The 20,208-nt window shown below is 64.4% G+C and carries 22 protein-coding genes; 17 read left to right on the forward strand and 5 right to left on the reverse strand.

Features of this window, described 5'->3' with window-relative positions:
• Positions 1-166, forward strand: a 166-nt coding sequence (locus ABZE94_RS10975; RefSeq protein ID WP_372875574.1) for a hypothetical protein, incomplete at its 5' end; no start/stop codon positions are given.
• A 162-nt stretch (positions 167-328) separates the two neighbouring features.
• On the opposite strand, the gene ABZE94_RS10980 is transcribed toward ABZE94_RS10975, so the two are convergent.
• The gene (locus tag ABZE94_RS10980; RefSeq protein ID WP_372875554.1) at positions 329-1,657 is read right to left on the reverse strand and encodes a spinster family MFS transporter; all 1,329 of its coding nucleotides are present in this window, start codon (positions 1,655-1,657) and stop codon (positions 329-331) included.
• 554 nt (positions 1,658-2,211) lie between these two features.
• Here ABZE94_RS10980 and ABZE94_RS10985 point away from each other — a divergent pair.
• The gene (locus tag ABZE94_RS10985) at positions 2,212-3,837 is read left to right on the forward strand and encodes an ABC transporter substrate-binding protein (protein WP_372875555.1); all 1,626 of its coding nucleotides are present in this window, start codon (positions 2,212-2,214) and stop codon (positions 3,835-3,837) included.
• A gap of 15 nt (positions 3,838-3,852) precedes the next feature.
• On the opposite strand, the gene ABZE94_RS10990 is transcribed toward ABZE94_RS10985, so the two are convergent.
• Both ABZE94_RS10990 and ABZE94_RS10995 read right to left on the reverse strand, forming a co-directional pair.
• A complete protein-coding gene (locus ABZE94_RS10990) occupies positions 3,853-4,641 on the reverse strand; it encodes a hydroxypyruvate isomerase family protein (RefSeq protein ID WP_372875556.1) in 789 nt (262 codons plus the stop codon).
• Positions 4,638-5,528: an NAD(P)-dependent oxidoreductase gene (locus ABZE94_RS10995; RefSeq protein ID WP_372875557.1), complete on the reverse strand. Its 891-nt coding sequence runs from the start codon at positions 5,526-5,528 to the stop codon at positions 4,638-4,640. The genes ABZE94_RS10990 and ABZE94_RS10995 overlap by 4 nt, the downstream gene beginning before the upstream one ends.
• A gap of 210 nt (positions 5,529-5,738) precedes the next feature.
• Between ABZE94_RS10995 and ABZE94_RS11000 the strand changes: the two genes are divergently transcribed.
• Genes ABZE94_RS11000 through phnE form a run of 4 tightly spaced genes read left to right on the forward strand, consistent with a single transcriptional unit; the run spans position 5,739 to position 9,002 of the window.
• A complete protein-coding gene (locus tag ABZE94_RS11000) occupies positions 5,739-6,602 on the forward strand; it encodes a putative selenate ABC transporter substrate-binding protein (RefSeq protein WP_372875558.1) in 864 nt (287 codons plus the stop codon).
• A complete protein-coding gene (locus ABZE94_RS11005) occupies positions 6,599-7,402 on the forward strand; it encodes a phosphonate ABC transporter ATP-binding protein (protein ID WP_372875559.1) in 804 nt (267 codons plus the stop codon). The genes ABZE94_RS11000 and ABZE94_RS11005 overlap by 4 nt, the downstream gene beginning before the upstream one ends.
• Positions 7,396-8,223: a PhnE/PtxC family ABC transporter permease gene (locus ABZE94_RS11010; RefSeq protein WP_372875560.1), complete on the forward strand. Its 828-nt coding sequence runs from the start codon at positions 7,396-7,398 to the stop codon at positions 8,221-8,223. Before ABZE94_RS11005 ends, ABZE94_RS11010 begins: the two co-directional genes overlap by 7 nt.
• Entirely contained in the window at positions 8,220-9,002 is a 783-nt protein-coding gene (phnE, locus tag ABZE94_RS11015; RefSeq protein WP_372875561.1) for a phosphonate ABC transporter, permease protein PhnE, read from the forward strand. The genes ABZE94_RS11010 and phnE overlap by 4 nt, the downstream gene beginning before the upstream one ends.
• Positions 9,003-9,150: 148 nt before the next feature.
• On the opposite strand, the gene ABZE94_RS11020 is transcribed toward phnE, so the two are convergent.
• Together ABZE94_RS11020 and ABZE94_RS11025 are read right to left on the reverse strand one after the other, a co-directional pair.
• On the reverse strand, positions 9,151-9,519 hold the full coding sequence (locus tag ABZE94_RS11020) for a DUF5064 family protein (protein WP_372875562.1): 369 nt from the start codon (positions 9,517-9,519) through the stop codon (positions 9,151-9,153).
• 75 nt (positions 9,520-9,594) lie between these two features.
• Positions 9,595-9,900: a DUF2288 domain-containing protein gene (locus ABZE94_RS11025; RefSeq protein ID WP_372875563.1), complete on the reverse strand. Its 306-nt coding sequence runs from the start codon at positions 9,898-9,900 to the stop codon at positions 9,595-9,597.
• Between the two features lie 307 nt (positions 9,901-10,207).
• On the opposite strand from ABZE94_RS11025, the gene ABZE94_RS11030 reads away from it, so the two are divergent.
• The 11 genes from ABZE94_RS11030 to ABZE94_RS11080 form a co-directional block, all read left to right on the forward strand.
• A complete protein-coding gene (locus ABZE94_RS11030; RefSeq protein ID WP_372875564.1) occupies positions 10,208-11,335 on the forward strand; it encodes a branched-chain amino acid ABC transporter substrate-binding protein in 1,128 nt (375 codons plus the stop codon).
• A 124-nt stretch (positions 11,336-11,459) separates the two neighbouring features.
• Positions 11,460-12,383, forward strand: coding sequence for a high-affinity branched-chain amino acid ABC transporter permease LivH (gene livH / locus ABZE94_RS11035; RefSeq protein WP_372875565.1), 924 nt, complete (start codon positions 11,460-11,462; stop codon positions 12,381-12,383).
• Positions 12,380-13,648 carry a high-affinity branched-chain amino acid ABC transporter permease LivM gene (locus ABZE94_RS11040; RefSeq protein WP_372875566.1) on the forward strand — a complete coding sequence of 423 codons (1,269 nt, stop codon included), beginning with the start codon at positions 12,380-12,382 and terminating at the stop codon, positions 13,646-13,648. Before livH ends, ABZE94_RS11040 begins: the two co-directional genes overlap by 4 nt.
• The gene (gene livG, locus ABZE94_RS11045; RefSeq protein ID WP_372875567.1) at positions 13,645-14,412 is read left to right on the forward strand and encodes a high-affinity branched-chain amino acid ABC transporter ATP-binding protein LivG; all 768 of its coding nucleotides are present in this window, start codon (positions 13,645-13,647) and stop codon (positions 14,410-14,412) included. The genes ABZE94_RS11040 and livG overlap by 4 nt, the downstream gene beginning before the upstream one ends.
• Entirely contained in the window at positions 14,412-15,113 is a 702-nt protein-coding gene (locus ABZE94_RS11050) for an ABC transporter ATP-binding protein (protein ID WP_372875568.1), read from the forward strand. The genes livG and ABZE94_RS11050 overlap by 1 nt, the downstream gene beginning before the upstream one ends.
• A gap of 134 nt (positions 15,114-15,247) precedes the next feature.
• Positions 15,248-15,958, forward strand: a complete 711-nt coding sequence (locus tag ABZE94_RS11055; protein WP_372875569.1) for an rRNA pseudouridine synthase — start codon at positions 15,248-15,250, stop codon at positions 15,956-15,958.
• A 51-nt stretch (positions 15,959-16,009) separates the two neighbouring features.
• Complete coding sequence (locus tag ABZE94_RS11060; protein WP_372875570.1) at positions 16,010-16,471, forward strand: DUF1456 family protein; 462 nt, start codon at positions 16,010-16,012, stop codon at positions 16,469-16,471.
• A 261-nt stretch (positions 16,472-16,732) separates the two neighbouring features.
• On the forward strand, positions 16,733-17,503 hold the full coding sequence (locus tag ABZE94_RS11065; protein WP_372875571.1) for an SDR family oxidoreductase: 771 nt from the start codon (positions 16,733-16,735) through the stop codon (positions 17,501-17,503).
• Positions 17,504-17,642: 139 nt separating this feature from the next.
• Positions 17,643-17,930, forward strand: coding sequence for a DUF2182 domain-containing protein (locus ABZE94_RS11070; protein WP_372875572.1), 288 nt, complete (start codon positions 17,643-17,645; stop codon positions 17,928-17,930).
• 71 nt (positions 17,931-18,001) lie between these two features.
• The gene (gene tsaA / locus ABZE94_RS11075) at positions 18,002-18,694 is read left to right on the forward strand and encodes a tRNA (N6-threonylcarbamoyladenosine(37)-N6)-methyltransferase TrmO (RefSeq protein ID WP_372875575.1); all 693 of its coding nucleotides are present in this window, start codon (positions 18,002-18,004) and stop codon (positions 18,692-18,694) included.
• Positions 18,695-18,952: 258 nt separating this feature from the next.
• On the forward strand, positions 18,953-20,208 hold a 1,256-nt coding region (locus tag ABZE94_RS11080), incomplete at its 3' end, for a diguanylate cyclase domain-containing protein (RefSeq protein WP_372875573.1).

Raw genomic sequence — 20,208 nt, forward strand, 5'->3', positions numbered from 1 at the left:
CGACACCGAAGAGGAACTCGCCCGCCTGACCGCCCTGCAAGCGGTCAACCCGAGCGTGCGCGACAGCGAACTGGACGCCCTGCGCCGGCAGCGCGAACAGGGCCTGGCCCTGCTCGACAAAGCCGCACTGCGCCTGGAGGCGATTCGGGTGCTGGTGGCCGGCTAACCTTGGCCCCTTAACTGACAAGGCCCGCAATTGCGGGCCTTGTTATTGGCGATGTACCAGTGTCGATGGCAAAACGCAGGGTGGGCTTCAGCCCACCAAGACTGCCGATTCAACGGCGCGGGGCTAAAGCGGATCGCCGCCCAGCCCAGCCAGCGCCTCATATCAGGCCGACAGCGGCTCGGCCATGCCGGCGCGCATCCGCGTTGAATCGGCAACGAAGCAGCGCGAGGCCTGCAGCAGCGCCAGCATGGTGAGGAACAGCGCCACCGGGATCAGCAGCATCGCATCGTGCAGCCCCACCGCCTTGAAGGTTTCGTTCATCTCGCTGGCGCCGGCGGCGAGCATCGCCGCCTGGGAGAAATGATCGGACAGCAGGCCCACCGCGATGGGGCCGAGGCCCCCGCCGAGCAGGTACAGGCCGGCGAAGAACAGCGCCATGGCGGTGGCACGCAGGCGCGGCTCGACCACATCCTGCAGCGCCGTGTAGACGCAGGTGTAGAAGTTGTAGGCGAACAGCCAGCCGACGCTGAAGACCGCGACGAACACGCCGACCTCGACGCGCCCGGCCAATAACGCATAGGCGGTGGCTGCGGTGGCGATCAGCATGCTCACGGCGGCGAACAGCAGGCGCCCGGTGGCCGAGCGCTGGTGGATGCGATCGGCCAGCCAGCCGCCGGCGGTCAAACCGAGCAGGCCGGTCAGGCCGACGATCACCCCGGTGGCCACCGCCGCCTGCTCCAGCGGCAGGAAGAAATAACGCTGCAGCATCGGCACCATGAAGGAGTTGCAGGCGTAGGTAGCGAAGTTGAAGGCCAGCCCGGCGAGCACCAGCCACCAGAAGGTGCGGATCGCCAAGACCTTGCGCAACGGTTTGTCCACCACAGTGGTCGCCACCTGCACGGCTTCCGCCGCGCCGCGCTTGGGTTCCTTGATGAAGAACATGAACAACGCGAGGATCATCCCCGGCACGGCGGCGATGAAGAACGGCGCGCGCCAGCTGTCGAAGGCCTCGACCATGGCACCGATGGTGAAGAACGCCAGCAACAGCCCCAGGGGCAGGCCGAGCATGAAGATGCCCATGGCGCGGGCGCGCTTGTGCGGCGGAAACAGGTCGCCGATCAGCGAGTTGGCCGCCGGCGCATAGCTGGCCTCGCCGATGCCGACGCCCATGCGTATCAGCAGGAAGCTCCAGAAATTCCAGGCCATGCCGTTGACCGCGGTCAAGCCGCTCCACACCACCAGCCCCCAGCCCATGATCTTGCGCCGAGCGCCGGTGTCGGCCATGCGTCCCAGCGGCACGCCGGCGATGGCATAGACGATGGTAAAGGCGGTACCGATCAGGCCCAGCTGAAAATCACTGAGGCCCCATTCCAGGCGAATCGGCTCGATGATGATGGCCGGAATGGTACGGTCGAAGAAGTTGAACAGGTTGGCGAGAAACAGCAGGAACAGAATGCGCCAGGCATTCGCCCTTTGTTGATCTTGCGGCATGAATTGCTTCTCTCTTGTAGTTATCAAAGCACGAGACTGCGGCTGCCCAGGCGGCCATGACAGCTCGTGCACGCCCAAGTAAGGTGCAATCTAGAGCCTGCGGCTAGCACTGTCTGTGACTATTTGTTGCGCTGATATCAATGAATCGCCCAGATCGAATGCCCGCCACAACCGACACCGATCGAGCGCATGCAGGCCTTTCCGCGCATGCCATCGCCAATTGCTGGCGAAGCCGACGGCGATCCTTGCCGCGAATGCCGAAGGCGACCTCGCGCCGGCGCTCGCTATGCTGGCAACCTCCGTGCATGCCAATCCGCGCCCCTGCACTTGCCTTATCCACAGACTCACTATACTGATGCCAGATAGCCATAATCTTTATGCATATTTGGCTTTGGCGACACCCATACCGACGAAGGTGTAAGCCACGACTGACAATCAGGGCTGTGGCCGCACCCGCTGTTGGTGGTTTTTGCAAGGCAGCTTAAACGTTGAGTCCGCGGCAGCCCTCCATGCCCATTCCCGTTCAAACACCTCCCGGCAAGCGGGGCAACACTTTGCGCCGACTAGGCCTCGGTCTGCTGCTGGTGCCGCTGCTGTGCCTGACCGAGGCCATGGCCGCGGAAAAAATGCGCCTGCAACTGCGCTGGCTGCATCAGTTCCAGTTCGCCGGCTACTACATGGCCCTGGAAAAAGGCTTCTATGCGCAGGCTGGGCTGGAGGTGGAAATCCGTCCAGGCGGGCCCGGCACGCCAAAGCCGATAGACCTCCTGCTCGAAGGTGATACCGATTTTGCCATTGCCAACAGCGGCCTGGTCATCGCACGCCTGCAGGGCCAGCCGCTGGTGGCATTGGCGGCGATCATGCAGAGTTCACCAGTCGTCTGGATAGTGCGGGCCGACTCGGATATCTACACGCCCCACGACCTGGCGGGCAAGCGGGTGATGCTGATGCCGGCGCCGGAAAGCGCCGAACTGCTTGTCACCCTGGCCCGCGAAGGCGTCGATCAGGAGCGCCTGGAGCTGCAACAGACCAGCTTCGACCCGCAAGACTTGATCGACGGCAAGACCGACGCCTACAACGGTTACATTTCCAACGAGCCATTCTGGTTGCGACAGCAGCAGTTGCCCTACCGGCTGATCAAGCCGCGCGAATACGGGGTCAACTTCTACAGTGACGTGCTGACCACCCGCGAGGCCCTGCTGCAACGGCGTCCCGCACAGGTCGAGGCCTTTATCCAGGCTAGCCTCAAGGGCTGGCAATACGCCATGGACAACCTCGAGGAAAGCGTCCAGCTGATCCATCGACGCTACGCTCCCGACAAGAGCCTGGAGCATCTGCGTTTCGAGGCCGAGCAATTGCACAAGCTGATCATGCCGGAGCTGGTGCAACTGGGGCACATGAACCCGGGGCGCTGGCACGCCATTGCGCAAAGTTACCTGGATCTGGGCATGGCCGAGGGGCCGATCGAACTGGACGGCTTCATCTACAAGCGCCAGGCTGCAACCGATAACGGCCCGCTCTACCAGGTGCTCGGCGGGGCCTTGCTGGCCCTGCTGCTGCTGGGCGCCGTGGCCTTGCGCTTTGCCCGCCTGACTCGCAAGCTGCGCCTGGAAGTCCAGCGCCGGCGACAGGCCGAGCAGGAGCTGCGCGACAGCAACCTGCAACTGGAGCGCCTGGCCAATACCGACCGCCTGACCGGACAATGGTCGCGGCTGAAGATCGAGGACCTGGCGCACAACGAGATCAAGCGCGCCGAACGTTATGATTTCCCCCTGGCCCTGGTGTTTCTCGATATCGACCGTTTCAAGTCGGTCAACGATCTCTATGGTCACGACGTCGGCGACTGCGTCCTCACCGGCGTGGCACACCGCATCAAGAGTCACCTGCGCGACTCCGACAGCCTGTGCCGCTGGGGCGGCGAGGAGTTCATCATCCTCATGCCGCACACCGACCTCGACCAGGCCTGCCTGATTGCGGAAAAGCTGCGCGGCCTGCTCGCCGCCGAACCGCTGACCGGCACCATCGGCGTCACCGCCAGCTTCGGCGTGGCGCAGTGGCAGCCCGGACAGGGCCTGGGCGAGCTGGTGCACTGCGCCGACCTGATGCTCTATCGCGCCAAGAAGTTGGGGCGCAACCGGGTCGAACGCTTTTCCCCCTGCGGCATCCTGCCCCTGGTGTAACGGCCGACCGAGTCGTCAGCTTGGCTTGGTGCGCCAGCTGGCCAGCCAGCCCAGTCCCGCCTGCGTCCCCGCCTCGCCCGGCAGGTATTCGGCGCCCAGCCAGCCCCGATAGCCGCTGCGCTCGAGCGCAGCAAGGGCTGGCGCAAACTCGAGCTGACCGGTTCCCGGCGCCCCGCGCCCGGGGCAATCGGCGAACTGCACATGGCCGATGCGCCCGGCCAACAACTCGATGCCCGCCAGCAGATCCACGCCTTGGCGCGCCATGTGATAGAGGTCGTATTGGGCCGCCAGATTGGGATGCCTGACCTTGCGCAACAACTCATCGAGCTGTTCGGGGGTGTTGATCAAAAAACCCGGCATGTCCAGCGGATTGATTGCCTCCACCAGCACACGGATTCCCAGCACCTGAAACGCCTCGGCGCTCTTGTGCAGATTGGCGGCCAGGGTCGCCAGCGCCCGCTCTCGCTTCACCCCCTCGGCCAGGCGCCCGGGCAGCACATTGACGCAGGCCGGCCGCACCATCGCCGCATAGGTCAGCGCCTCCTGCAGCGCAGCATCGAACTCGGCCTGGCGCGCCGGCACCGCCGCCAGCCCGGCTCCGCCGTCGAGCAAGTCGCCCGCCGGCAGATTGATCAGCGCCAGCGGCATGCCCGCCGCCTCCAGCGCCTCCTTCAGGCGAATCGCCGCCAACTCGTAGGGGAACTGGATTTCCACACCCTCGAAGCCCGCAGCGGCCGCTGCCACCACGCGCTCGCGCAATGGCAGTTCGCCGAACAACAGGGACAGGTTGGCGGCGATTTTCATGCCTGGTCCTCCCGGTACAATTGCACCAGCGTGGCCGGATCGCGCTGCAGATTGCCCTGGCGGCCATGCAGGCGCAGCAACTGCGCCGCCAGGCCGCTGAGCGGCGTGGCCGAACCGATCTCGCGGGACAGCTTGACCGCGCTGTCGAGATCCTTGAGCAGGGTGCGCACATGCCAGTTGATCGGCTCGAACTGGCTGCTGGCCATTTGCGGGGCGAGGATCTGCAGCGGCTTGGAATCGGCAAAACCGCCGGCCAAGGCAGGCGCGAGCAGGTTGGCGTCGACCCCGGCCTGCTCCGCCAGGGCCACCACCTCGGCAATCACCAGCGCGTTGCAGGCGACGATCATCTGGTTGCACAACTTGGTCACCTGGCCGGCACCGACCTCGCCCATGCGGGTCAGGCGCTGGCCCAGGTGGGCGAGGATCGGCCGCGCCCGCTCGACATCCTCGGCGCGGCCACCGGCCATGATCGCCAGGCTGCCGGCCTCGGCGCCGGGCGTGCCGCCGGACACCGGCGCATCGACCCAACGCATGCCGCAGCGCTGCTCCAACTCGGCGGCCATGGCGCGAGTAGCCGCCGGCTCCAGGCTGGAGAAATCCACCAGCAGTTGCCCGGGCCGGGCCCCCTCGGCTATGCCGCCGGGGCCGAACACCACCTCGCGCACCACCTCGGTATTGGCCAGGCAGAGCATCACGATGCCAGCATCGGTGCACAACTCGGCCGGGGTTTGCGCGCGCTGCGCACCCAGCTCGAGCAACGCCAGGCACTTGTCCGGCGAACGGTTCCACACGCTCAGGGGATAACCGGCGGCCAGCAGGCGGCGGGTCATGGGCAGGCCCATCAGGCCGATGCCGGCGAAAGCCAGGGCCGGAAGGGAGGTGGTCATCGATGCCGACATATGTGCGACTCCAGCGCAAAGGAGGTGGCTATCTTAACGTGGCTGGGTTAGCGACGCCCAACGCCTGCGGCGAAGCCGCCACCGGCTGAACCGCCAAGATGAGGTAATCCGGCTAATGGGCTTCGCGCGCCCAACCACAACCCCGTGATTCCCTTTATACTCCGCCGGCTTTCCCCGCTATTGAACCGGAGAACCCCCATGTTGAAGCGTCCCTTTGCGCTGGCCGCCGGCCTTGCCCTGTCTTTTTCCGCCGTATTCGCCCAAGCCGCCGATGTATTGCGCGTCTCGGCCATTCCCGATGAAGCCCCCACCGAACTGCTGCGCAAGTTCGAGCCGCTTGGCGCCTACCTCGAACAGCAGCTGGACATGCAGGTCGAGTTCGTCCCGGTGTCCGACTATGCCGCCGTGGTCGAGGCCCTCGCCGCCGACCGTATCGACCTGGCCTGGCTGGGCGGCTTCACCTTCGTCCAGGCGCGCCTGAAAACCGCCAACGCCGCGCACCCCGCCATCCCGCTGGTGCAGCGCAGCGAAGATGAGAAGTTCACCAGCAAGATCATCAGCGCCGACCCGGCCGTGCAATCGCTGCAGGACCTGAAAGGCAAGACCTTCGCCTTCGGCTCGGTGTCTTCCACCTCCGGCAGCCTGATGCCGCGCTACTTCATGCTGCAGGACGGGATCGAGCCGGAACAGTTCTTCAGCCGCATCGCCTACTCCGGTGCACATGACGCCACGGCGGCCTGGGTCCAGGCAGGCAAGGCCGACGGCGGCGTACTCAACGCCTCGGTATGGGACAAGCTGGTCGCCGCCGGCAAGGTCGACACCGACAAGGTCAAGGTCATCGCCACCACCCCGCCCTACTTCGACTACAACTGGACCGTGCGCGGTACCCTCGACCCAGTCGTACGCGACAAGATCCAGGCGGCGTTCCTCGCCCTCGACCCGGCCAACCCGCAACACAAGGCGATCCTCGACCTGCAAGCCGCCAGTCGCTTTATCCCGACCAAGGCAGAAAATTACCAGGGTATCGAGGAAGCAGCCCAAGCGGCCGGCCTGCTGAAGTGAGTGTGAGACTCAGCGGCGTGGGTCTGACCCACGCCAACGGTCAGGTGGCGCTCAGCGAGATCGATTTACAGGTAAAAATCGGCGAACGGGTGGCCATCATTGGCCCATCTGGCGCGGGCAAAACCAGCCTGCTGCGCCTGCTCGCCAGCAACCTGCAACCCAGCGGCGGACAGATCCACCTGCTCGGCCAGCAGCCTTGGCAACTCGGCGCACGCCAGCGCCAGCAGTTGCGCGCGCGGATCGGCCTGATTCATCAGGCGCCGCCCCTGCCGCCCCGCCAGCGGGTGATCACCGCGGTACTGGCCGGCAAGCTGGGCCACTGGTCGCTGGGCAAGAGCCTGCTCAACCTGCTGCACCCGCTGGATATGCCCGGCGCCCAGGCGGCCCTCGGCCGCCTCGACCTGGCGGACAAGCTGTTCGAACGCTGCGACCAACTCTCCGGTGGCCAGTTGCAACGGGTCGGCATCGCCCGGGTGCTCTATCAGGCGCCGGAACTGATCCTAGCCGATGAGCCGGTGTCGGCCATGGACCCGGTGCTGGCCGGCCATACCCTGAGCGTACTCAATGAGGAAGCCAGCCGGCGCGGCATGACCCTGCTGGCCAGCCTGCATGCCGTGGAGTTGGCCCTGGCGCATTTCCCGCGGATCATCGGCGTGCGCGAGGGCCGTATCGTCTTCGACCTGCCGCCCGAGGCAATCGGCGCCAGCGCACTGGATGCGTTGTACGCCAACGAACAATTGCCAGCCGTGCCCACTTCGGCAGCGCCGGCGCCAGTGAGTGTGCAGATCCCGCGATGCTGAACCCCGCACTACGCGACCCGGCCGCCCTGCCGCGCCTGGTCCTGACCCTGCTGGCAGTGCTGCTGCTGTGGCCGGGGCTGGTGCTCAGCGAGCTGAACCTGGCGGTGCTGTTCGATGAGCGCAACGCGACCAACATGGGGCGTTTTCTCGCCGACTTCTGGCCGCTGGCGCATGATCGCGAGTTTCTCCGGCTGCTCGGCCGCGCCACCCTGGAAACCCTGGCCATCGCCACCGCAGGCATGGCCCTGGCCCTGCTGATCGCCATTCCCGGTGCCCTGCTGGCCAGCCGCGCGCTGTCGCTGTCCGCCGTGCACCGCAGCGGCCGCCCGGCCTGGTGGGCCCGGGCGCTGCGCTGGCCGGTGCGTGCTCTGCTGATCGTGCTGCGCAGCGTGCCGGAAATCGTCTGGGCGCTGCTGTTCGTGCGCGCCGTGGGCCTCGGCCCGACGGCCGGGGTGCTGGCCATCGCCATCACCTACAGCGGCATGCTCGGCAAGGTCTACGCGGAGATCTTCGAGTCGGTCGATCCGCGCCCGAGTCGCGCCCTGCTGGTCGCCGGCAGCCCACGCCTGGCCGCCTTCGCCTACGGGATACTGCCCAATGCCGCCGCGGAGATGCTCTCCTACACGGTATACCGCTGGGAATGCGCCATCCGCGCCTCGGTGGTGATGGGCTTCGTCGGTGCCGGCGGCCTGGGCCAGCAGATCGACCTGTCGATGCGCATGTTCGCCGGCGGCGAGGTGGCCAGCATGCTGCTGACCTTCCTGCTGCTGGTGCTGCTCGCCGATCAACTCAGCCGCCTGCTGCGCGCGAGGTTGCTATGAAGACCTCCACGGACAAGCGCCTGGGCAACTATGCCCTGCTGCTGGCCTTGCTGGCGGCGGTGCTGGCGTCCTTCGGTTTCCTCGGCATCGACCTGGGCGCCCTGCTCAGTGGCGACAGCCTGAGTCAAATGGGCCGCTACGCCGGCAGCTTCTTCAGCCCGGATTTCTCCGCGCCGCACCTGCGGGCCATCGGCAAGGGCGCGCTGGAAACCCTGGCCATGTCGGCCATCGGCACCCTGCTGGCGGCCCTGCTCGGCCTGCTCCTGGCCTTGCCGGCGGCCGGGCGCTTTGGCTGGCTGGCCCTGGGCGGCTCACGCTTGCTCTTGAATGCCCTGCGCGCGATCCCGGAACTGGTGTGGGCGGCCCTGGTGGTGCTGGCCGCCGGCCTCGGGCCGAATGCCGGCACCCTGGCCCTGGCCCTGCACACCACCGGGGTGCTCGGTCGCCTGTTCGCCGAGGCCCTGGAGAACACCCCGAGCGAACCGGCCGAGGCGATTCGCCTGGGCGGTGGCGGGCATGTCGCGGCGTTCTGCTACGGCACCCTGCCGACGGTCTGGCCGCAACTGATCGCCTATTCGCTGTACCGCTGGGAAAACAATATCCGCATGGCCAGCGTGCTCGGTTTTGTCGGCGCCGGCGGCCTGGGACAGATGCTCTACGTCAGCCTCAGCCTGTTCCAGGAAGCCCAGGCGGCGACGGTGATCCTGGCGATGCTGATCCTGGTGCTGGGCGTCGATACGTTCAGCGGCTGGGCGCGGCAACGCTGGGTCAGCGCCTAGGGCGTAGATGGGTTAGGCTCCAAGGTGATGTGCGGCAAGACCCGCATGTTCTGCGCGGTGTAACCATCATGGTGGCGCACCTGCTGGCGGCCTGATGGCTATCGCTACGCTCATCCTACGCGGCCCGACCTACGCGGCCCGCCCCATCCTACAGCCCGTCTTTTTCCAGATGGTCGAGATCGACCGTATCGCCGGTGTGGATGCCGAGTTTGCTGCGGATATCGGCGAACATCTGGTCGTATTCCTGGTGGCCGCGCATGATCAGGCTGAAATTGGCCGGCATCCCATGCTTGAGTGCCAAGCGGCTGGCGACGCTGGCGAAATTGAAGGCGGTATCGCGGTGCAGCTCGAACTGCTCCTCGAACGCCTTGCCCGCCACCTCGCCGACCAGGCGCAGGTGCAGCATCGGCCCCTCGCTCGGATCCTGACGCACCTCGTAGTAGAGATCGATGCTGAACGTCGGTTGATCGGGGGTGGCGACGGGATTGGCGCGATGCAGATGGCCAGGCGCGAACATGTTGCCTCCGTAGCGACTAAGGGAAGACCCAGACAGTCTAGACCTGTTCACCGCCAGCGCCACCGGCGCATCGCTTCAGTCCTCGCGGCGCTCCTGCACCAGCACCCAAGGTGCCACCACCACCGCCCACAACGGCGGATCGCGCGCCAGCAGATCCGCGGCACCGTCATCGTCGATTTTTTTCAATTGGTCGCTGGTCAGCCAGGCGCTCACCTGGCCCTGGTCGTTTTCCGCTACGGCTTGGGCCACCGCGATCAGATCTTGCGTGCCCCCGACCATCAGCAACGCACCGCGGGCGAAGAAAGGTTGCAACTCTTGCCAGGTGATTGCTGCAGTTTCTCCAAGCAGTTTGGTATAGAGGGTGCTAGGTTGTTCAGTCATGGTTTGTCCGCAGAAGTAGTCCGAGTTTTGCTCGGGCAACATGATAGCGCCGAGCAAGCAGCAGGCAAGTACGCCGCAAGTGCTCGGACGCAGGCAAGCCACGCCGTTTTTCTATACGTTTATTGCAATTAAGCGACATCCGCATGCCATGCCCTCAACGGCCGGCTTTCAAGCTGCAAAGCAGCGCTCTACACTGCAGCGGTAAAGTTGCCGGGGTTATGACCGGATGAAGCGATCCGGTCATGCAACTTTGGCCGCCAGAACTACACAACGAAAACCGATAGAAAACCAATAAGAGTGGAGCACTATGAACAAGGCTACTAAGCAGATATCCAAACTGTTTGCCGCCATGGCCATGGCCGGCGTTGCCAGCTACTCGCTAGCGGCTGACACCATCAAGATCGGCATGGCAGGCCCGGTAACGGGCGCAGTCGCACAATATGGCGAGATGCAATTCATCGGTGCCAAGATGGCCATCGAGCAGATCAACAAGGCGGGTGGCGTCAACGGCGCCATGCTCGAAGGCCTGGTCTACGACGATGCCTGCGATCCGAAACAGGCCGTTGCCGTGGCTAACAAGATCGTCAACGACGAAGTGAAATTCGTGGTCGGCCACCTCTGCTCCAGCTCCACTCAGCCGGCGTCCGACATCTACGAAGACGAAGGCATCCTGATGGTCAGCCCGGCGTCCACCAGCCCGGACATCACCGCCCGCGGCTACGAACTGGTGTTCCGCACCATCGGCCTGGACAGCCTGCAAGGCCCGACCGCCGGTAACTACATCGCCGACCATGTCAAGCCGAAGGCCGTCGCCGTCATCCATGACAAGCAGCAGTACGGCGAAGGCATCGCCACCGCGGTCAAGCAAACCCTGGAAGACAAAGGCATCAAGGTCGGCCTGTTCGAAGGCATCAACGCCGGCGACAAGGATTTCTCCGCGATGATCGCCAAACTCAAGCAAGCCGGTGTGGACTTCGTCTACTACGGCGGTTACCACCCGGAACTGGGTCTGCTGCTGCGTCAGTCGGCGGAAAAAGGCCTGAGCGCCAAGTTCATGGGCCCGGAAGGTGTGGGTAACAAGGAAATCTCGGCCATCGCCGGCCCGGCTTCCGAAGGCCTGCTGGTGACCCTGCCGAAGTCGTTCGACCAGGATCCGCGCAACCAGGCGCTGGTCGAGGCGTTCAAGGCCAAGAACGAAGACTCCAGCGGCCCGTTCGTCTTCCCCGCCTATGCCGCCGTGCAGGTAATCGCCGAAGGCATCGAGAAAGCCGGCAGCACCGATACCGCCGAGGTGGCCGCAGCCCTGCGCGCCAACAGCTTCGACACCCCTACCGGCGTCCTCAGCTTCGACGAAAAGGGCGACCTGAAGGACTTCAGCTTCGTGGTCTACGAATGGCACCAGGACGGCACCAAGACCGAAGCACCGCTCAACTGATAAAGCGGTTTCCCGCCTGAACCCAAAGCCCACTGCAGCCGCAGTGGGTTTTGTTTATTAGAAGAATTCCGGTCTCACCCTGCGCCACAAGCGCTGACGTGCGTGACGACCCAGGAGTTAGGCAATGCCTGATCTGTATCACTACCTGCAACAGCTGGTTAACGGTCTGACCGTTGGCAGTACCTATGCCCTGATTGCCATCGGCTACACCATGGTCTACGGCATCATCGGTATGATCAACTTCGCCCATGGCGAGGTTTACATGATTGGCTCGTACGTAGTCTTCATAGTGATCGCCGGCCTGGCCATGTTCGGCCTGGACAGCTTGCCCCTGATGATGATCGCGGGCTTCGCCGCCAGCATCATCGTCTGCGCGGCCTACGGTTACAGCATCGAACGGGTCGCCTACCGTCCCCTGCGCGGCGGCAACCGCCTGATCCCGCTGATCTCGGCGATCGGCATGTCGATCTTCCTGCAAAACCTCGTGTTGCTGTCCCAGGACTCCAAGGACAAAGCCATTCCCAACCCGCTGCCGGGCAACTTCATCTTCGGTGAAAGCGCCATGAACGGCGTGGTCATTTCCTATATGCAGGTGCTGATCTTCGTCGTGACCTTCCTGGCCATGGTCGGCCTGACCCTGTTCATCTCCCGTTCGCGCCTCGGCCGGGCCTGCCGGGCCAGCGCCGAAGACCTGAAGATGGCCAACCTGCTGGGCATCAACACCAACAACATCATCAGCCTGACCTTCGTCATCGGTGCCGCCCTGGCGGCGGTGGCCGCGGTACTGCTGGGCATGCAGTACGGCGTGATCAACCCGCACCTGGGCTTCCTCGCCGGGATCAAGGCGTTCACCGCCGCGGTGCTGGGCGGTATCGGCAGCATCCCCGGCGCGGTATTGGGCGGCCTGGTGCTCGGCGTAGCCGAAGCCTTCGGCGCCGACATCTTTGGCGATCAGTACAAGGACGTGGTGGCGTTCAGCCTGCTGGTGCTGGTGCTGCTGTTCCGCCCGACCGGCATCCTGGGTCGTCCGGAGGTTGAGAAAGTATGAGCACCTCGATCAAGAAAAACTTCAAGACGGCCATTTTCAGCGCCCTGCTGGTACTGGCCGTGGCCTACCCGGTCATCGGCCTGAAGCTGAGTACCGTGGGCATCAAACTGGAAGTGCAAGGCGCCAGCCCGGCCGTGCTCTGGACCATACTCGGCAGCTCGATTGCCATGTTCTTCTGGCAGTTGTTCCGCACCCAACTAAGTGCCGTCTGGGCCCATGGGCCCAAGCTGCCGAGCATGCCGAGTCAGGCGAGCGACTTCCTCACCCGGCCCTCGACCCAGCGCTGGGCGATCATGGGGCTGATCGTGGTAGCCCTGGCCTGGCCGTTCTTCGGCAGCCGCGGCGCGGTGGACATCGCCACCCTGATCCTGATCTACGTGATGCTCGGCCTCGGCCTGAACATCGTGGTGGGTCTGGCCGGCTTGCTCGACCTCGGCTATGTGGCCTTCTACGCCGTCGGCGCCTACAGCTATGCACTGCTGTCGTTCTACTTCGGCCTGAGCTTCTGGATCTGCCTGCCGATCGCCGGCCTGATGGCGGCGTTCTTCGGTTTTATCCTGGGCTTCCCGGTGTTGCGGCTGCGCGGCGACTACCTGGCCATCGTCACCCTGGGTTTCGGCGAGATCATTCGCATCCTGCTGAACAACATGACCTGGCTGACCGGTGGCCCCAACGGCATCGGCTCGATCCCCAAGCCGACCCTGTTCGGCCTGTCGTTCGACCGCAAGGCCGCCGAGGGCATGCAGACCTTCCACGAATATTTCGGCATGGCCTACGCCTCGATCAACAAGGTGATCTTCCTCTACCTGATCGCCCTGGTGCTGGTCCTGCTGACCCTGTTCGTGATCAACCGTCTGCTGCGCATGCCGATCGGCCGTGCCTGGGAAGCCTTGCGTGAGGATGAGATCGTCTGCCGGGCGCTGGGCATGAACCCCACCGTGATCAAGCTCTCGGCCTTCACCCTGGGCGCCACCTTCGCCGGTTTCGCCGGCAGTTTCTTCGCCGCGCGCCAGGGCCTGGTCAGCCCGCAATCCTTCACCTTCATCGAGTCGGCGATCATCCTCGCCATCGTCGTGCTGGGCGGCATGGGCTCGCAACTGGGGATCATCCTGGCGGCCATCGTGATGATCCTGCTGCCGGAGATGGCGCGGGAGTTCAACGAGTACCGCATGCTGATGTTCGGCGCGCTGATGGTGCTGATGATGATCTGGCGTCCGCAGGGCCTGCTGCCCATGCAACGTCCCCACCTGGAGTTGAAACAATGAGCCGGCCTATCCTGGAAGTCAGCGGCCTGTCCATGCGCTTCGGTGGCCTGCTGGCCGTCAACGGGGTGGGGCTGACCGTCAATGAAAAACAAGTGGTGTCGATGATCGGCCCGAACGGCGCCGGCAAGACCACGGTGTTCAACTGCCTGACCGGCTTCTACCGGCCGACCAGCGGCAATATTCGCCTCGATGGCGAGCAGATCGAGGGCCTGCCGGGCCACAAGATCGCCCGCAAGGGCGTGGTGCGGACCTTCCAGAACGTGCGTCTGTTCAAGGAAATGACCGTGGTGGAAAACCTGCTGGTGGCCCAGCACCGCCACCTCAACACCAACTTCCTCGCCGGCCTGTTGAAGACCCCGGCGTTTCGCAAGAGCGAACACGAGGCCATGGAGTTTGCCGCGCACTGGCTGGAACAGGTCAACCTGACCGATTTCGCCAACCGTACGGCCGGCACCCTCGCCTACGGCCAGCAGCGCCGCCTGGAAATCGCCCGCTGCATGATGACGCGCCCGCGCATCCTCATGCTCGACGAGCCGGCCGCGGGCCTCAACCCGCGGGAGACCGACGACCTCAAGGCCCTGATCCGCATGCTGCGCGATCAGCATGACGTCACCGTACTGCTGATCGAGCACGACATGAAATTGGTCATGAGCATTTCCGACCATATCTACGTGATCAACCAGGGCACTCCCCTGGCCGAAGGAACGCCGGAGCAGATCCGCGCCAATCCAGACGTGATCAAAGCCTACCTGGGGGAAGCGTGATGCTGTATTTCGACAAGGTTTCCACCTTCTACGGCAAGATCCAGGCCCTCCACGACGTCAGCGTCGAGGTGCGCCAGGGCGAGATCGTCACCCTGATCGGCGCCAACGGCGCCGGCAAGTCGACCCTGCTGATGACCCTGTGCGGCTCACCGCAGGCGAGCAGCGGCAGCATCCGCTACCAGAGCGAGGAACTGATCGGCCAGAACACCCCGGACATCATGCGCAAGAGCATCGCCGTGGTCCCGGAAGGCCGCCGGGTGTTTTCCCGCCTGACCGTGGAAGAAAACCTGGTGATGGGCGGTTTCTTCACCGCCAAGGCCGAGTTCCAGGAGCAACTGGACAAGGTCCTGCAGCTGTTCCCGCGCCTGCAGGAACGCCTGAGCCAGCGCGCCGGCACCATGTCGGGCGGCGAACAGCAGATGCTCGCCATCGGCCGCGCACTGATGAGCAAGCCCAAGCTGTTGCTGCTCGACGAGCCGTCGCTGGGACTGGCGCCGATCATCATCCAGCAGATCTTCGGCATCATCGAACAGCTGCGCGAGGACGGCGTGACCGTGTTCCTGGTCGAGCAGAATGCCAACCAGGCGCTCAAGCTGGCCGACCGCGGCTATGTGCTGGAGAACGGCCGGATCGTCATGCAGGGCAGCGGGCATGACTTGCTCAACGACCCGAAGGTGCGCGACGCCTACCTGGGCGGTTAACAGCCACCCGTCTTATCGAAACCGCTCCTCGGAGCGGTTTTTTTATATTCGCCGCCCACCGCTCACCCATTGCTGCGTGCATGACGCCCCTGGCCAGTTACAATGGTCGCCCTTTTTCCTCGATGACCACTTCCATGACCGAGCCGATCCGCCTGTCCAAACGCCTGATCGAGATGACCGGCTGCTCGCGCCGCGAGGCCGAGCTCTATATCGAGGGTGGCTGGGTGACGGTCGACGGCGTGGTGGTGCAAGAGCCGCAGTTCAAGGTGCTGGAGCAGCGCGTCGAACTGCTGCCCGACGCCGTACTGGCGCCGGTCGAGCCGGTCACCCTGTTGCTGCATGTGCCCTCGGGCCACTTCCCGGATCGCGCGGTCGAGTCCGTCGGTCCGGCCAGCCAGTGGCTGGACGACAACTCCGGCATCCGCCCGCTGAAAAGCCACTTCGCCCGCCTGGTCACCTGCCTGCCCCTGCAGGCCGGCGCCGATGGCCTGCACGTGCTGACCCAGGACTGGCGGATCGAGCGCAAGCTCAAGGAAGACCAGGCCAAGCTGGAGCAGGAATACGTGGTCGAGGTCATCGGCACGCTCAGCAACAGCCAGCTGAAACGCCTGAACCATGGCCTGATCTTCAACGGCACGGCCCTGCCGCCATGCAAGGTCAGTTGGCAGAACGAAACCCGCCTGCGCTTCGCCTTGAAAAACCCGCAGCCGGGGCAGATCGTCTTCATGTGCAACAGCGTCGACCTCAAGGTACTGGGCATGAAGCGCATCCGCATCGGCGGCGTGCCCATGGCCAAGGTCCAGCCCGGCCAATGGCGCTATCTCGCCGGCAAAGAACGCTTCTAACTTTTTTCAAGCTGCCGCCTCTCAGGCGCCAGCCCATTTCAGGACTCCCCCATGCTCAATAACGATGTACTGCGCAGCCTGCGCTACACGCTCGACGTCAACGATGTGCAGCTGGCCGAAATCATCCGACTCAGCGGCAAGGAGGTCGAACTGGAAGCACTCGACGCCCTGCTAAAAAAAGAGGACGAGGAAGGCTTCGTGGCCTGCGACGACGAGCTGATGGCGCATTTTCTCGACGGCCTGGTGTACTTCAAGCGCGGCAAGGACGACAGCCGCCCGGCCCAGCCGTTCGAGCTGCCGATGACCAACAACATGGTGCTGAAGAAGCTGCGGGTGGCCTTCGAGCTGAAAGAGGACGACATGCACGCGATCATGCAGAGCGTCGACTGCCCGGTGTCCAAACCCGAGATGAGCGCGTTGTTTCGCAAGTTCGGCCACAGCAACTACCGCACCTGCGGCGATCAGTTTCTGCGCAACTTCCTCAAGGGCCTGACCCTGCGGGTGCGTGGCTGAGTCAGCCACGCCTCACCGTATAGGCCGATTTGCGTAGGTTGGGCTAAGGAGCGCAGCGACCAAGCTCAACGACGACTCGGGCTCCGCAGCGTCGGCTGGCGCCCTGTTGGGCTTCGCGCAGCTCACCAGCGTGGCCCGGCCTACCTGCTCGACGCTCGCGCTATCTGGCCGCATGGCGGCGTATTTCCAAGGGCAATAATGCCTGCTGCGCGGCAGTCAGGCGATTAGGCTGGTGGCATTCATCCCTCAAGAGGATTCGCCATGCACCCCTACTTCTCCCTGCAAGGCCGCACCGCTCTGGTCACCGGCGGCACCCGCGGCATCGGCAAGATGATCGCCAAAGCCTTCCTCGAAGCCGGCGCCACCGTCTACGTCTGCGCCCGTGACGGCGAGGCCTGCGCGCAGACCGCCGCCGAACTCTCGGCCTTCGGCACCTGCCACGGCATGGCCGCCAACCTGGCCAGCGAAGAAGGCGTGCAGGCGTTGGCCGCGCAACTGGCCGGCGAAATCGGCCAGCTGGATATCCTGGTCAACAACGCCGGCACCACCTGGGGCGCACCGCTCGAGTCCTACCCGGCCAAGGGCTGGGAGAAGGTCATGCAGCTCAATGTGACCTCGGTGTTCAGCTGCATCCAGCAATTGCTGCCGCTGCTGCGCAAGGCCGGCACGGCGAGCAATCCGGCGCGGGTGATCAATATCGGCTCGGTGGCCGGCATCACCTCCCACGGCGAAGACGCCTACGCCTATGGCCCGAGCAAGGCCGCCCTGCATCAGCTGTCGCGCATGCTCGCCCGTGAGCTGGTCGGCCAGCACATCAACGTCAATGTGATCGCCCCGGGGCGCTTCCCGAGCAAGATGACCCAATTCATCGCCCAGGACGAACAGGCCCTGGCCGAAGACACCGCGCTGATCCCGATGAAACGCTGGGGCCGCGAGGAAGAGATGGCCGCCCTGGCGATCAGCCTGGCCAGCACCGCCGGCGCCTACATGACCGGCACCATCATCCCTATCGACGGTGGCTTCCACCTCTGAACAGCGCCCACGGTCCAACCCGACTGGGCGCCACGACGCGGCAATAAGCGCTCGAACAACGCGCCCTGCTCAGCCCGGCAATGCGCAGCAGCAGTTCCGCGCTGGGTGCCGGCCTGCCGCTGGTCGCTGGCGTCTATCAGTGGCTGCCAAGCAAGGCGGTCTGCCTCGAGCATCGCCGCGACCGCTGCATTTTCTGCTCGGCTACTGGCGCCCCGGCGTGCTCGGCGGCTGGCGCATGGGCCTGGCCCATGGTGCTTACTGCATGGGCTGCTGGGCCCTGATGGGCTCGCTGCTCGTGGCCGGGGTTATGGACCTGCTCTGGGTGGCCGTGATAGGTGCCTTCGTCCTGCTGGAGAAAAACCTGCCACAGGGACTCTGGCTCGGCCGCCTCTGCGGTTTGTTGTTGCTCGGCTGGAGCCTTATGTAGGGTCTGCTGAGAGCGCCGCGCATTGCAGGTAAGATGAGCCCCCGCCACTGCTGACCGCCACTCCTATGTCTATGTCCTATTCCGTCTCGCCCATCGGCTTCGTCCGCTCCTGCTTCAAGGAGAAGTTCGCCATTCCCCGTCAGCCGCAGTTGGCACCGGCTGCCCGCGGCGTACTGGAACTGCTCGCCCCCTTCGATAGCGGCGAGGCGGTGCAGGGCCTGGAGCAGGTCAGCCACGTCTGGCTGCTGTTCCTGTTTCACCAGGCACTGGAAGACCGGCCACGCCTGAAGGTGCGCCCACCGCGCCTGGGCGGGAATAAATCGGTGGGGGTGTTCGCCAGCCGTGCCACCCACCGCCCCAACGGCATCGGTCAATCGGTGGTCAAACTGGACGCGGTCGAGCCGGGCAGGCTCTGGCTGTCGGGGATCGACTTGCTCGACGGCACCCCGGTGCTGGATATCAAGCCCTATGTGCCCTATGCCGACAGCGTCGCGGGAGCCTGCAACCGCATCGCCGAGGCCGCCCCGCAGTTGATCGAGGTGCAGTGGCAAGACGCGGCCCTCGGCCAGGCGCGCGGCCATGGCCTGCGCCTGGGCGAGCCCCTGGTCGAGCTGATCGAGCAGTGCCTGGCCCAGGATCCGCGTCCGGCCTATCAGCTACCGCGGCCCGAACGACGCTATGGCGCGCGCTTCTGGGATGTCGATGTGCGCTGGCACTACCCGGAACCGGGCAAGATCTGCGTGCTGGAAGTGGTCGCGACCTGAGCGGGCCGGTCGAAGGGTCAATCACGGCATCAGCCGAGAATGACCTGCAACTGGCAGATACCCGGCCTGCCGAGTTCTGGATAACCTCCAGCCTGCGCAATAGCCCTACACATCTTGATTGAAGTATTACTTCCGCAGCGCCTGGACGGCGGCTAAAGTTGACTCGTGAGCAGCACCTTTCGGCACATCGCCACAGTCCCCGCAGGTCATGGCCGGTTCCGAGAATCCATTATTTACCTTATGAAAAAACAGTCTTACGTGCCTTCAGGTAACCTTGTCGATCTTCTGCTCGACGCCATCTGCGTGGTCGACAAGGAGGGACGCTTCGTGTTTGTCAGTGCGGCCTGCGAGCGGATCTTCGGCTATACGGCCGAGGAAATGGTCGGCAAGAGCATGATCGAGCTGGTATTTCCGGAAGATCGCGCCAGGACGCTGCAAACGGCCAGCGACATCATGGCGGGCATCAGCAGACCCAGCTTTGAAAATCGCTATGTGCGCAAGGATGGACAGATCGTGCACATCATGTGGTCGGCACGCTGGTCGGCGGACGATCAACTGCGCATTGCCGTGGCCCACGACATCAGCGAACGCAAACGCAGCGAGTCGATGCAAGCGGCGCTCTACGCCATTTCCGAGGCCGCGCACCTGGCCAAGGACCTGCCCAGCCTGTTCGAAAAGGTTCATTCGATCGTCGGCGAACTGTTGCCCGCCATCAACTTCTCGGTGGCCCTCTATGATGAGCAGCAGGATCAGCTGAGCTTTCCCTACCACATCGATGAGCGCCACCAGGCACCGGCTCCGCACAAGCGCGACGCCCCCACGCTCAGCGCCGAAATCATCCGCACCGGGCAGACCTTGCTGCGCTCACCCGAAACGCTGACGACACTGCCCGAGCATGTGCAAGCGATCGACTGCGCCTCACTGTACTGGCTGGGCGTGCCGCTCACCTCGCACAACGGCACCATCGGCGCTCTGGTAGTCCAGAGCTATACCCACGGGGCGCGCTACACCGACAAGGACGAAGAACTGCTGCAATTCGTCTCGACCCAGGTGGCATCGGCCATCGAGCGCCAGAAGATGCTCAGTCGCCTGCAGTTCATGGCCCAATACGACCAACTGACCCGCCTGCCTAACCGCGCACTGCTCCACGACCGCTTGCATACCGCACTGACCAGGGCACGCCGGGAGCAAACGCAACTGTCGCTGCTGTTCCTCGACCTGGACAAGTTCAAGCAGGTCAACGATACCTTCGGCCATGCCATCGGCGATCTGCTGCTGCAGATGGTTGCCGACCGCCTCAAGCAATGCATTCGCGAATCGGATACGGTCGCACGCCTGGGTGGCGACGAATTCGTGGTGCTGCTCGAGGACTTCCGCTCGCCGGATCAGGCCTTGCTGGTCGCCGAGAAAATCCGCCTGGCGCTCAACCAACCATTCGACCTGAATGATCAGCCGCACGTAATCCTGCCGAGTATCGGCGTGGCGTTCTACCCGCAACACGGTAATGATGCGCA

The sequence above is a fragment of the Pseudomonas sp. genome (assembly GCF_041601375.1).
Classification (GTDB): Bacteria; Pseudomonadota; Gammaproteobacteria; order Pseudomonadales; family Pseudomonadaceae; genus Aquipseudomonas.

Bases quoted from the DNA above. Each gene is read 5' to 3' on its own strand.
- ABZE94_RS10980 (WP_372875554.1), bottom strand. From the start codon at position 1,657: ATGCCGCAAGATCAACAAAGGGCGAATGCCTGGCGCATTCTGTTCCTG.
- ABZE94_RS10990 (WP_372875556.1), bottom strand. From the start codon at position 4,641: ATGAAAATCGCCGCCAACCTGTCCCTGTTGTTCGGCGAACTGCCATTG.
- ABZE94_RS10995 (WP_372875557.1), bottom strand. From the start codon at position 5,528: ATGACCACCTCCCTTCCGGCCCTGGCTTTCGCCGGCATCGGCCTGATG.
- ABZE94_RS11000 (WP_372875558.1), top strand. From the start codon at position 5,739: ATGTTGAAGCGTCCCTTTGCGCTGGCCGCCGGCCTTGCCCTGTCTTTT.
- ABZE94_RS11010 (WP_372875560.1), top strand. From the start codon at position 7,396: ATGCTGAACCCCGCACTACGCGACCCGGCCGCCCTGCCGCGCCTGGTC.
- phnE (WP_372875561.1), top strand. From the start codon at position 8,220: ATGAAGACCTCCACGGACAAGCGCCTGGGCAACTATGCCCTGCTGCTG.
- ABZE94_RS11020 (WP_372875562.1), bottom strand. From the start codon at position 9,519: ATGTTCGCGCCTGGCCATCTGCATCGCGCCAATCCCGTCGCCACCCCC.
- ABZE94_RS11025 (WP_372875563.1), bottom strand. From the start codon at position 9,900: ATGACTGAACAACCTAGCACCCTCTATACCAAACTGCTTGGAGAAACT.
- ABZE94_RS11030 (WP_372875564.1), top strand. From the start codon at position 10,208: ATGAACAAGGCTACTAAGCAGATATCCAAACTGTTTGCCGCCATGGCC.
- livH (WP_372875565.1), top strand. From the start codon at position 11,460: ATGCCTGATCTGTATCACTACCTGCAACAGCTGGTTAACGGTCTGACC.
- ABZE94_RS11040 (WP_372875566.1), top strand. From the start codon at position 12,380: ATGAGCACCTCGATCAAGAAAAACTTCAAGACGGCCATTTTCAGCGCC.
- livG (WP_372875567.1), top strand. From the start codon at position 13,645: ATGAGCCGGCCTATCCTGGAAGTCAGCGGCCTGTCCATGCGCTTCGGT.
- ABZE94_RS11050 (WP_372875568.1), top strand. From the start codon at position 14,412: ATGCTGTATTTCGACAAGGTTTCCACCTTCTACGGCAAGATCCAGGCC.
- ABZE94_RS11055 (WP_372875569.1), top strand. From the start codon at position 15,248: ATGACCGAGCCGATCCGCCTGTCCAAACGCCTGATCGAGATGACCGGC.
- ABZE94_RS11060 (WP_372875570.1), top strand. From the start codon at position 16,010: ATGCTCAATAACGATGTACTGCGCAGCCTGCGCTACACGCTCGACGTC.
- ABZE94_RS11065 (WP_372875571.1), top strand. From the start codon at position 16,733: ATGCACCCCTACTTCTCCCTGCAAGGCCGCACCGCTCTGGTCACCGGC.
- tsaA (WP_372875575.1), top strand. From the start codon at position 18,002: ATGTCCTATTCCGTCTCGCCCATCGGCTTCGTCCGCTCCTGCTTCAAG.